Raw genomic sequence first — 12031 nt, forward strand, 5'->3', positions numbered from 1 at the left:
GGTCCGGCGGCGGCGCTTTCATAGGCTTCAGGATCAGAATTTCTGGCCGAAACGGATGCCGAAGAATTGGGGACGGATAGTAAAGGTGCGCGAGGAGCCCGAGCAGAAGGTGATCGAGCAGAAGGTGTTGGTGGTCAACTGACCGCGCTTGTCGAAGGCGTTCTGGATGAAGAGGGTGAGGCTCCAGCCGTCCTTCTTGATACCGCCCGAAAAGTCGAAACTCACAAAGCCCTTGGTGGAGCAGGAGATGCCGGCGTCGGTCTTTTCCTCCGCTACTTCGGGACAGACGAGCAGGTTGTTGTCAGCGACGTTCAGATCCTGCGTCGCGCCGGTCTGATACAGCGCGGCTGCCTGGAGATAGGTGGAAAGCTCTCCCAGTTGCGTATCGAACCGGATCGATGTCGTGCCCTTGAATCTCGGTTGGCGCGGCAGGCGGATGCCGTCTGCTGCGGCGACCTGCGGTGTCGGCGGACTCGATTCGGGCACATATTCGCCGAGTGTGCAGCTCGGCAGCTGCGAGATGGCCGATGTCGTGCGGTCCAGAGCGAAGTTGCAGAAATTGCCGCTCAGCGCCGCATCATTATAGGCGCCCGAGCTGGAAATCGTGAACTTGCCCAGCTTCAAGTCGGCGTCATATTCCACGCCCTTGACCTCAGCCTTGCCCGCATTGCCGGTCATGCCCGCGCCCTGCGCGCCCGACACGACGACGCCATACTGGATATTATCCCACTTCTCCCAATAGGCGGCGGCGTTCAGGCGGAAGATGCCGCTCCACGTCGTCTTGAAGCCGATTTCGTAGTTGGTCAGCGTTTCCGATTTGAACGGTGCGACGTCCACCGCGCCGAAATTGCGGATGCGCAGCGGGCGGTTGAAGCCACCGGGACGGAAGCCGGTGGAGTAGTTGGCGTACACCATCTTGTCGGGCGTAATCTGCCAGTCGAGCGCAACCTTGTGCGTCTCGCCGTCTTCCTTGTAGCGGCCGGTCTGGTCTTCCGCCCGGAAATTGGTGTTGAGGCACTGGAGCCGCGCGGCAGGCAATGGCGTCGGACATCCCATTTCGCCCGTCGGCACATAATAGGAAGTGACGGTATTGGCCGCAGAGGCGGATACGCCGGCAAAGCCCTTCACCGCATAGTCGGTCCAGAAATAGCGGATGCCGCCCGTGACCTTCAGCGTAGGCGTGATGTTGTAATGGCCTTCGGCGAAGACCGCCTTGTCATGATAGAGCTGGTTCTGCTCAGTGATGTAGAAGCCGTCCTGCTTCACCGCAGGGCTGCCATAGACCATCGTGCCGAGCGGATTGCCGTTCGGGTTGATGACATCGCTCGTGTCGAAGATGGGGTTGCCGTCCTCGTCATAGGTAACTGCATACATGGCGGGCACGCCGATGAGCCCGCCCGGCACGTCGCCGCCGCCCGTCTGGGTGTAGCCCGTGATCTGGTCCAGCCCGCGAATGGCGTAGTAGGTGTTGCTCTCGTTCTTCTGCCGCTGGTAGAAGCCGCCGATCGTGAGGTCGAACGGCCAGTCCTTCGGCGTGGTCAGCCGCAGTTCCTGGGTAAATTTGTTGCGGTGCCAGTCGGCATGATAGAACTGCGTCGGATCGATCAGCGAGCATTTCTGCGACGCGCCCGACCCAGTGCAGTTGTCGAAGAACTGCAGGTAGCTTTCATAGCCGGGACCGAAGCCGTCATAGGTCACGGTGTAATAGGTGTAGTCGTTCAGCGTCTTGGTCCGGCGCTTGAAATAGCCGGTCGCCGAGACAAGCTCGAAGTCACCGATATGGCCATGGATCGACAAGGCCGCCTGGAACCAGCGGTCGTCGTTGCGGGTCTTGTCATAATCGTGAACCTCCAGGTCGCCGACGCGGGGGTCATAGCCGAAATAGCCGTTGGATATCTGGCGCTGGCCGGTGAATTGCGGCGTGATCTGCCAGCCGTCGACCGGCTCCCACAGCACCTGTATGCGACCGCCAAATTCCTTGATATTGTTATAGTTGTCCTTGGCGATGTCACTATTGTCGAGCGCGAAGCTGGTGTTCGGGTTGTTGTCGCCCAAGGTGTAGACGGCCGGCGCCCCATTGTTGAGCAGGCCATTGTTGGGCACATTGTCGATATAGCCGCCCTCGCGCCGATAATAGCCCATGACGCGCAGGGCCAGCGTGTCGCCCTGCGGAATGTTGATGTAGGATTCGATCTGGCCGCCGAAGTCGCCCTCGCCATATTTGTTGGCTTCCACGTCATAGCCGAACTCGAACTTGCCGAGCTTTGGCTTATTGGTGATGAGACGTATGGTGCCAGCCAGGGAACCCGCGCCGTAGAGTGTGCCTTGGGGGCCTGACAGCGCCTCTATGCGCTCGAGATCATAGGCATGGATGTCAGGCACCTCGGTCCCGGTAATGGGGATGTCATCCAGATAATAGCCGACCGACGCATAGGCACCGCCAGCGGGCACGATACCACGGAAAAAGGCGGTGTTACGGCCGGGGCCGATGCCTTCGAAGGAAACGGAAGGCAGCAGGGTGGCGAAGTCGCTCAGTCCCTTGACCTGGCGCTCCGCGAGCACTTCGGCGCCCAGCGCCTGCATGGAGATCGGAACCTTCTGGATGCTCTGCGCACTGCGCGTCGCCGTCACGATGATCTCGCCCAGCCCCTGCTCCTCGGCGGGCGCGGAGGCCGGATCAGCTGTCTGGGCGCCGGCAAGCGCGGGAGAGGCGAGCCCCGCGAGGATAGTGGTCACCCCCAATATCTTCATCAGGTGCGACCGGCGATGGGACTTGCTTTTCATGATTGTCGACTCCCCCTCGGAACAACGGACCCTCCCTCTCCCTTCACCTCGCCGCGGTTTTACCGCGTGTTTTTGACGCGCTGCACCATGCCGTAAAGCGGCACCTTCGATCGGCCTGCGCTAAGACAAGATTGTCCTGCGCTCGGAAACGATACACGTCTCCGAAGCCTGCCGCCCAAGAGCGACGTCCTAATTTTTACGCAACTACCCCTCGAACATCGACCTTTCAGGACGACTGTCCAAGTTTGATAATGCTGCAACGAATCGAAGAGTCAAGTCCCGTCAACGCACATGCAGCACGCTTTGCAGGCGATCATTGCGCGGTCGCGAAATAGGGGCCATGGTGGATGCCGAAAGGATCATCGAGCCATGAATGCGGGCATGCGCGCGACCGGAATTTTCCCTGCCTCCCTGCCGCCAGACCGGATGCTGGCCCTTGGCATCCAGCGTCTCGACGCCGAACCGGGGCAGGCTCTCGATCTGGCGGAAGCGGTGTTGCGGCGGGCTCCGGGGGCGCCGCAGGCACAACTGCTCGCAGGCCAGGCGCTTCGGCGCCTCGGCAGGCCCGCCGAAGCGCTCACCCGCCTGTCGGCTCTGGCACGCGGTCACCGGACCGTTGCTGCCGTGCTCTGGGAACTTGCGCAGGCTGCGAGCGAAGCGGGTGACGCCCGGCAGGCGATTGCAGCGCTCGAAAGCCTTACCCGTCAGCAGCCGGCGGTGGCCCAGGGTTGGTTCCTGCTCGGCCGGCAACTGCGCAAGGTGGGGCGCGCGCAAGACGCATGGCGAGCCGACCTCGCCGGCGTCCATGCCTCTTCTCGCGACCGCGATCTTCTGGAAGCGGCCGTGGCGATGAACGAAGGGCGGCTCGACGAGGGCGAGGCACTGTTGAACGCGCGCCTGCAACGGCTGCCGGACGATCCGCCTGCAATCCGGCTGATGGGAGAAATCCATTGGCGGCGCGGCGACATGACCCTAGCGCTCGAGTGGGTGGAGCGCGCCGTGTACGTGGCGCCGGGTTTCGATCTGGCGCGGGATTTCCTGATCCGCCTGCTGCTCCAGAACAATCGCCTGACGGAGGCGTTGGACCATGCGGAGCGCCTGACAGGATCCCCGCTACGGCATCCGGGATATGCGCTCATCAAGGCCTCAGTCCTGGTTCGGCTCGGCGATCAGCAGGGGGCTGCGGCGATTTACGAGCAGCTGCTGAAAGCGAAGGCCGATCAGCCGCAGGTCTGGCAGAACCTCGGCCACGCCCTCAAGACATTGGGCCGCCAGGCCGATGCCGTGCACGCCTACCGCCGGGCGGTGCACTATCAGCCGACCATGGGGGAAGCTTGGTGGAGCCTTGCTAACCTCAAGACGGTGAAGCTGGATGGAGAGGACATAGCGGCGATGGAGCAGGCGCTTGTCGCGCTGGACCCGCAGCGGGAGGAGGACGTGCTCCACCTCCATTTTTCGCTGGGCAAGGCTTATGAGGACGCCGGGGACGACGCCGCTGCCTTTCGCCATTATGACCTTGGCAACCGGCTGCGCCGCGCCATGGTGCCGCATGACGCGGACGACTTCGCGGCGGAAACGGCTGCCATGGCATCCACCTTCACCGCGCCGTTCATCGCCGCGCAGGGGGAGGGTGGTTGCCCGGCGCCCGACCCGATCTTCATCGTCGGCCTGCCGCGCGCCGGCTCGACCCTCGTCGAGCAGATCCTGTCCAGCCACAGCCAGGTCGAAGGGACGATGGAACTGCCGGATATGATGGCGATCGCCGGCCGCCTGCAATCCCGCGTGGACGAAGGCGAATTTCCCGATTTCCGCACGATGATCGCCTCTCTTACCCCAGCGGATCGCACGCGGCTGGGCGAGGAATATCTCGAACGTACCCGCATCCACCGGCAGAGCGGAAAGCCGCTCTTCATCGACAAGCTGCCCAATAACTGGCAGCATGTCGGCCTGATCCACCTGATCCTGCCTCAGGCGAAGATCATCGACGCGCGCCGGCATCCGATGGCGTGCGGCTTTTCCGGATGGAAACAGCATTTCGCTCGGGGCCAGTCCTTTACCTACGATCTCACCGACATCGGCCGCTACTACTGCGCCTATGTGGATCTGATGGCCGCGTTCGATGCGGCCATGCCGGGGCGCGTCCATCGCGTCTTCTACGAACGCATGGTTGCCGACACGCCAGGGGAGGTCGGGCGGCTGCTCGACCATCTCGGCTTGCCCTTCGAGGAAAGCTGTCTCGCCTTCTGGCGCAATGACCGGGCGGTTCGCACGGCCAGCTCGGAACAGGTCCGCCAGCCGATCTTCACCGATGCGGTCGACCATTGGCAGCGGTTCGAGCCCTGGCTTGGACCGCTGGCCGAAGCGCTAGGACCGGTGCTGCCGGGCTACGGACGCTAGGCTCAGGACTCGTTGATCACAGCCAGAAGAGCACGGTAGCTGCGAGGGCGATGGCGGAGAAGAAGACGGTTGGGCAGCGGTCGTAGCGGGTTGCCACACGGCGCCAGTCTTTCAGGCGGCCGAACATGATCTCGATGCGGCTGCGGCGTTTGTATCGGCGCTTGTCGTATTTCACTGGAAAGGAACGGGATTTCCGGCCCGGGATGCAGGGCGTGATGCCCTTTTGCTCGAGCGCGTCCCTGAACCATTCGGCGTCATAGCCCCGGTCAGCCAGCATCCACTGCGCCTTGGGCAGATCATCGAGCAGGGCTGCCGCGCCGGTGTAATCGCTGATCTGGCCGGCCGTGATGAAGAAGCTCAAGGGGCGGCCGTTGGCATCGGTGACGGCGTGAAGCTTGGTGTTCATGCCGCCCTTGGTCCGTCCGATCAGGCGGCCGAGATCCCCTTTTTTACCCCAAGGCTGGAAGCCGTGCGGTGGGCCTTGAGATAGGTCGCATCGATCATGAGGGTCTGCGGTTCGGCTTTCTGGGCGGACAGACCCTCCATCATCCGGCCAAACACGCCCATCTCGCCCCACCGTTTCCATCGGTTGTAGAGCGTCTTGTGCGGACCGTATTCCCTGGGCGCGTCTCGCCAGCGCAGCCCGTTGCGATTGACGAAGATGATCCCGCTCAGCACCCGCCGGTCATCAACCCGAGGCTTGCCGTGACTCTTGGGAAAATACGGCGACAAACGCGCCATCTGCTCGTCCGTCAGCCAATACAGGTCGCTCATGCTCAGTCTCCTCGCGGAGCCTGAATCACATCGCTCTCAGCCAATCAATGGGTCCTGAGCCTAGGTGTTTAGTCCCGGCACCTATCCTCTGTTACGACCTCCCCGTCCCGTTGTATGCCGACCGAACCGGCGGTGCGCGCACGATCGGTGCCGGTCACAGATCGAAGGCGACGGTCAGTCCGTAGGTTCGCGGGGGTTTCACGAACCCGAGCACGGGCGAGCCGAGGAGCGTCGTAGCCACCTGGCCTGATGCGCGGATCGTTTCGTTGCCGATATTCCGAATGAAGCCGGTCAGCCGCAGCCCGCTGTCCGTGCGATAGGTTACGTAGGCGTTCTGCACATCGTAGGCGGGCTGCGACATGTAGTTGAGGTTGAAGGGTGAGAAAAAGACCCGGTCGGACCAGAAGCTTTCCCCTCTGATGGTCAGTGCCCCCCCCGGCACGTCGAAGCTGTACTGAGCCGAGAGGTCGATCGTGTAGTTTGGCGCTTGGGGTAGCGCGTTGCCCGCAAGGTCGAATGCCGGTACGCCATTCTCGTCGCGCGTCGATCCGTCGCCGCGCGGTCGAGCCTGGTCAGCGGTGACGTAGCGCTTGAAGCGTGCATGCAGCCAGCTGGCATTTACGCCGACGATAAGGTCACGAACCGGCTCAAGCGTGAACTCGCCTTCGATGCCGTAAATCTCGGCCGCAGCCGCATTCTCGAGGACGAGGAGCTGACCCTGGACCTTCCCAACCTGAAGATCCGAATAGTCGTAGTAAAAGCCCGAGATGTTGGCGCGCAGGTGACCGTCCAAGAGAGTCGATTTCAGGCCGATCTCGTACGCGTCGACCTTCTCCGGATCGAGGGCCGGACCCGCCGAGCCGAGGTTGAACGTGCCTGCCTTGAATCCCTTCGAATAGGACGCGTAGACCATCGTCTTGTCCGCGATGTCGAAATCGACGCCGATCTTGGGCGTGAAGGCGTTGAAGTTCTTGTCCGCACGATGCACCTGATCACGAGGACCGTTCGCCGGGTCGTAGAGATCGTCGAAGTTGAAGTCCGACTGGTCAGCGACCCTCTTCTTTTCCCAGCTATAGCGTGCGCCCAGAGTAAGGCGAAGACGGTCCGTGACGGAATAGCTGTCCTGAGCGAAGACGGCAGCCGCGTCGGTCTTCAGCCGTCCGCCCGAGTAGAAGCCCTGAACGAACAGGTCCGGCCCGCCGACGGCGCGGAGGTTGAGCGGACCCCTGATGAAGCCATCGATATTCTCATGCATATAGAAGGCGCCGACGACCAGCTTGTGACTGTCGGTGTCGAGGTTGAGTTGCAGTTCCTGCGAATATTCGCCCGACGTCTCACCAAAGTCGATCGGAAAGAGATTGACGCCGATCGGGTTTAGGTCGGATTCCACTACGAAGTCGCTGCTGCGGTAGGCAGAGAGGGAGCGGAGGGTGAGGTTATCCGTCAATTCGTAGGAGATGTCGGCGCGCGCGCCCCAGAATTCCGCGCTATTGGACGGATTGCGGACGCTGGCGACATTGCGCGGGCCTGGATCGAAGCCGCCAAGGAGCAAGCCAGTTGGCGTTACCGGATCCCCGGCGGCGGTAAATCCCGCGGGTCCGAAATAATGGTAGGTGTTGGATCGATCCTTCTGGTTGTAGTAGTCGGCGCCTATGAGAATGGTCAGTCGCTCGGTCGGTTCGAACAGCAGCTGCCCCCGGACTGCCCGAGAATGTTTGTCGTCGACGTCGGCGCCGGTCAGACGGTTCCTTCCGTAGCCGGAGTGGTTCTGGATCTGCCCCGCCACGCGCACGGCCACCTTGTCGCTAAGGCCCGTCGAGTAATAGGCCTCGGCATTCACGTTGTCGTAGTTTCCGTAGGTGAGGCTTATACCTCCCTTGGTCGAGAAAGTCGGCCGATTGGTCAGGATGTTGACGCTGCCGCCCGTCGCGTTTCGACCATAAAGTGTCCCTTGCGGACCGCGGAGCACCTCGACGCGCTCGACATCGTAGAAGGAGGCCAGGGCGGCCGCGGATCGTGAGAAAAAGACGCCATCCTGGTTGAAAGCGACGCTGCTCTCCGCACCGGTCGAAATGTTGTCGACACCGATGCCGCGCAGGGTAAGGCGGGCCTGTCCCACCTGTTCGGATACGTTGAGGCCCGGCACTGTCGAGGCGATCGCCGTCAGATCGGTCGCACCGCGTTGCGCCAGCGCCGCTCCACCGATCGCGGATACCGCGATGGGAATGTCCTGCACGGACTCAGCGCGTTTCTGAGCAGTGACCACGATATCGGAAATGCCGGACGCGCCCTGCGACGTTGGTTCGCCGCCATTCCGCGCGGAATTGTCCTGCCCGAAGGCCGGAGCGTGCGCGAGCGCCATCACCGCCGCGCTGCAGAGCGCGCCGTGACGCAAGGATGGAAAAGTCATATATCCTCCCGTGTCTTGATCTGTGGTTCTGTGGCGCTGGCGGCGCCTACCCTGGGACCCTTGCCTCCTGCCGGCAGAGCTTGGCGATCTTGCGCCGCACCCTTACCGCGGCCGCATCGCTGGACAGGATTGCTGGCTTGAGGTCCCAAAAGTCGCGTCCGGCCATCCGCTCCTCGATGGCCTCCATCATCGGGTTGTCTTCTTCGAGGAATACCCGGTTCTGAAGCTCGCCGATCATCTTCGGCATCCAGGCCTCCTCCTCGCCGTAGGAGCCGGAGCTCCCGAAGAAGTAATGCGTGGTCCGCTCGGTCTCCGGCGTGAAGATGTGAAAAGCGTAGCCGCCATCATCCTGAATGGGCGGTGCTCCCGGAGGGACCGCGCCGAAATCAAGGATCATCGCAGCCGGCGCATGCCATTCGACGTTGTTCCACTGGTCGCAGAGCTGCCCCTCCAACGGGCCGAACGGACAAATGGTGCCAGGCATCACGAGTTCGGCGCGCACTGCGCCGTCCCTTTCGCTTACATGCATGCTGCCTGATCGCATGCTCTCGTTGCCGATGGATCCCAGATGAAGAGTAAGCGTGGTGAGCAGGCCGCCTTGCGCGAGATCGGTAGGATAGGCTGATTGCGGCTCTTTTGGGGAGCGGCGGTTTTGGACGATAGCGAGGCTGATGGGGCGAGTAGTCATACGAGCGGTCATATGACCACTCGGATTGAGGTCGTTGGCCGGATATCGGGCCGGCGGCGCTGGACGGTGGAGCAGAAGCTGGCGATTCTGCGCGATGCGTTCGGTTCGGGCGGATCGGTCCTGGATGCTTGCGAACGGCACGAGGTTGGCAGCGGCCAGATTTACACATGGCGGCGGCAGGCGATGTCGGGCGAGTTGACCGGAGTGCAACTGCCGGCACTGACATCTTTCGCCGAAGTTGAAGTGGCCGGGCCGCCGATGCCGGCCACAGCGCCACCTGAACCGACGCTCACATGTGGCCAGATCGGGATCGAGCTTCCGTCGGGCGTACGTCTGACCGTGGATGGATCTGTCAACACCGATGCGCTGGTACGCGTGCTCGCGGTCCTGACTGCCCGATGATCCCGCTCCCCGGCTTTGCGGGCACAGGCTCCACCCGGATATTCCTGGCCTGTGGCGCGACCGATATGCGCAAAGGGTTCGACGGGCTGGCGGTGATGACGCAGCAGGTGCTTGAGCAGAGCCCGCATTCGGGCGCCCTGTTTGCCTTCCGGGGCAAGCGCGGCGATCTGGTGAAGCTGCTCTGGTATGACGGTCAGGGCCTGTGTTTGTTTTCCAAACGGATGGACCGAGGCAAGTTCGTCTGGCCGACTACCAAGACGGGCAAGGTGATCCTCAGTGCGGCGCAGCTATCGATGCTGCTAGAGGGCATTGACTGGCGCCGGCCGGAACGCACAGCAGCACCATGTTTGGCCGGCTAATGGCGGATTACCGTTGTTTTTGTGGCGCAAAGAGGCACTTTATGCTAGCGGTTCGCCGTGTCGGACGCTGCTTCTTCCCTCCTCGACAAGGACGCCCGGATCGCCGAGCTGGAAGCGGCCTTGGCGGCACGCGACAGCCTCATTGCGGCCCTTCGCGTTCAGCTTGCCCAGCTTCGCCGCATGACCTTTGGTCAGTCCTCCGAGAAGCTGTCCCTGCAGATCGAACAGCTGGAACTGGCGCTGGAAGAACTGGAGGGCGAAGCCCAACTTGCCGGCACGCGTTCGTCCTTTGCGGATCGCAATGAACGCCCGGCACCGATCCGGTCGTTGCCGGCGCATCTGCCGCGCGAGGAGCGTCGTATTGAACCGGCGGCCGGCACCTGCACCTGTCCCGATTGCGGCGGCGCGCTGCGCCCGCTGGGCGAGGACAGCGACGAGATGCTCGACGTGCTACCCGTGCAATGGCGCGTCATGCGAACCGTGCGTCCCAAGTATAGCTGCCGCTCCTGTGAGAAGATCATTCAGGCGCCGGCGCCGCCCAAGGCGATTGCGCGCGGCAAAGCCAGCTTCGCAACGCTGGCCCATGTGGTGGTGAACAAGTTCGATCATCATCTGCCCTTGTATCGGCAGGCCGAGATGATGGCGGCACAGGGCATCGATATCGATCGCTCGACCTTGGCCGGTTGGGCCGGACAGGCCGCCGCGCTGCTCGATCCCATCGTCAGCCGTATCCGCGAGGAAGGTCTCAAGGCCGGCAAGATCCACGCCGATGATACACCCGTGCCGATGCTCGATCCCGGCAGGGGAAGGACTGCCACGGCCAGGCTGTGGGCCTATGTCGTCGATGATCGGGCTTCAGGCGTCGCCGGCCCGGCGCTTGTTTGGTACAAGTTCACGCCCGATCGCAGCGGCATCCATCCGCAGACCGAGCTCAAATCCTTCTCCGGCCTCCTTCAGGCCGACGGCTATGCCGGCTACGACAAGCTCTACGAGGACGGCCGGGTGAGAGAGGTCGCCTGCTGGGCGCACTTCCGGCGCAAGATCTTCGAGAACCACGCCACTAGCCCAACGCCGCTCACGACCGACCTTTTGGAGCGGATTACGCAGCTATATCGGCATGAGGCCGATATTCGAGGGCAACCGCCCGATGTTCGGCGTCAGCACCGGCAACGGCATTGCAAGCCGCTGGTCGATGACTTGCGCACCGCCATCGACGACGCCTTGCGTCGCCTGTCGCCAAAGTCGGCGATGGCCAAGGCACTCGCCTATGGCCGCAAGCGCTGGACGGCGCTGACCCGCTTCCTTGATGATGGCTACGCCGAGATCGACAACAACATCGCCGAACGGGCGATCCGGTCCATCGCGATCGGCCGCAAGAACTGGCTGTTCACCGGCTCGAAGGCCGGTGGCGAACGCGCCGCCGCCATCTATTCCATCATCGAGACGTGCAAACTCAATGGCGTCGAGCCGCAGGCCTATATCGCCGACGTCGTCGAGAAGATCGCCAGCAACTGGCCAGCCTCGCGCTGGGACGAGCTCATGCCCTGGAACTGGACAGCCGGCGGCACGCCCGTCAGCATGGCGGCATGACCGACCAGATCGCCCGGATTCGCATCACACTCGACGACATCAAGCCCGCCATCTGGCGGCGGGTCGAACTGCCCATCTCCAACAGCCTCAAGACCCTGCATCTGGCGATCCAGGCCGTTATGCTGTTCGAGAACTACCACCTGTTTCGCTTCGATATCGGCGAGGCCAGCTACGGCATCCGGTTCGACGATGACTATATGGACCCGCCGACCCGCGACGCCGGCAACCAGCGGCTCACCAAGCTCATCGAGCGCGGCGTCACCGCCTTCTCCTACACATATGATTTTGGCGACGACTGGCGGCACAGCATCGTCATCGAGGAGGTTCTCTCCGCCGATCCGGCCTTGCATTACCCCCGGTTCGTCGACGGCGCGCGCCGCGCACCACCCGAGGATGTCGGCGGTCTCCCGGGCTTCGAGGAATTTCTTGAAGCCATGGCCAAGCCGCGCCATCCGGAACGCAAGTCAGTGCTGCAATGGTATGGGCGTCCCTTTGATCCCGACGACATCAGCCCCGACGAAATCCACACTCGCATGGCCACGCTCGCCAAACGCAGGGCCTCCGGCAAAGCCGCTCACACCATCAACGAGGCCTGATCATCACTGCGGCCCTCAGACCACGCTTACG

9 protein-coding genes are annotated in these 12031 nt (G+C 62.7%); 5 read left to right on the forward strand and 4 right to left on the reverse strand.

All coding sequences use genetic code 11. From position 1 onward, the window contains the following. Positions 1–33: 33 nt before the first annotated feature. Positions 34–2751: a TonB-dependent receptor gene (locus M529_RS45845; RefSeq protein WP_040601300.1), complete on the reverse strand. Its 2718-nt coding sequence runs from the start codon at positions 2749–2751 to the stop codon at positions 34–36. 459 nt (positions 2752–3210) lie between these two features. Here M529_RS45845 and M529_RS45850 point away from each other — a divergent pair, with 459 nt between their 5' ends. Continuing rightward, complete coding sequence (locus M529_RS45850) at positions 3211–5181, forward strand: tetratricopeptide repeat-containing sulfotransferase family protein (protein WP_040601301.1); 1971 nt, start codon at positions 3211–3213, stop codon at positions 5179–5181. Positions 5182–5197: 16 nt separating this feature from the next. On the opposite strand, the gene M529_RS48730 is transcribed toward M529_RS45850, so the two are convergent. The 3 genes from M529_RS48730 to M529_RS47905 form a co-directional block, all read right to left on the reverse strand. Next, positions 5198–5955, reverse strand: a protein-coding gene (locus tag M529_RS48730; RefSeq protein ID WP_128830903.1) for an IS5 family transposase whose coding sequence is annotated in 2 segments (ribosomal slippage) — positions 5198–5622 and positions 5622–5955 — 759 coding nt in all. Because the reading frame shifts where the segments join, the coding sequence is not laid out codon by codon here. A gap of 154 nt (positions 5956–6109) precedes the next feature. After that, a complete protein-coding gene (locus M529_RS45865) occupies positions 6110–8317 on the reverse strand; it encodes a TonB-dependent receptor (RefSeq protein WP_161626384.1) in 2208 nt (735 codons plus the stop codon). Positions 8318–8411: 94 nt separating this feature from the next. Further along, positions 8412–9065 carry a hypothetical protein gene (locus tag M529_RS47905; RefSeq protein WP_152522676.1) on the reverse strand — a complete coding sequence of 218 codons (654 nt, stop codon included), beginning with the start codon at positions 9063–9065 and terminating at the stop codon, positions 8412–8414. Between M529_RS47905 and tnpA the strand changes: the two genes are divergently transcribed. From tnpA to M529_RS45890, 4 genes are read left to right on the forward strand one after another with little or no spacing between them, the layout of a single operon-like run. Continuing rightward, positions 9066–9455 (forward strand): IS66-like element accessory protein TnpA, encoded by a 390-nt coding sequence (gene tnpA, locus M529_RS45875; RefSeq protein WP_021317578.1) that lies wholly within the window; start codon positions 9066–9068, stop codon positions 9453–9455. Beyond that, entirely contained in the window at positions 9452–9814 is a 363-nt protein-coding gene (tnpB, locus tag M529_RS45880; RefSeq protein ID WP_021317577.1) for an IS66 family insertion sequence element accessory protein TnpB, read from the forward strand. Before tnpA ends, tnpB begins: the two co-directional genes overlap by 4 nt. Positions 9815–9871: 57 nt before the next feature. After that, positions 9872–11404, forward strand: a complete 1533-nt coding sequence (gene tnpC, locus M529_RS45885; RefSeq protein WP_021317576.1) for an IS66 family transposase — start codon at positions 9872–9874, stop codon at positions 11402–11404. Continuing rightward, positions 11401–12000, forward strand: coding sequence for a plasmid pRiA4b ORF-3 family protein (locus M529_RS45890; protein ID WP_021317575.1), 600 nt, complete (start codon positions 11401–11403; stop codon positions 11998–12000). Before tnpC ends, M529_RS45890 begins: the two co-directional genes overlap by 4 nt. The last annotated feature ends 31 nt before the right edge of the window (positions 12001–12031 follow it).

The sequence above is a fragment of the Sphingobium ummariense RL-3 genome, assembly GCF_000447205.1.
Classification (GTDB): domain Bacteria; phylum Pseudomonadota; class Alphaproteobacteria; order Sphingomonadales; family Sphingomonadaceae; genus Sphingobium; species Sphingobium ummariense.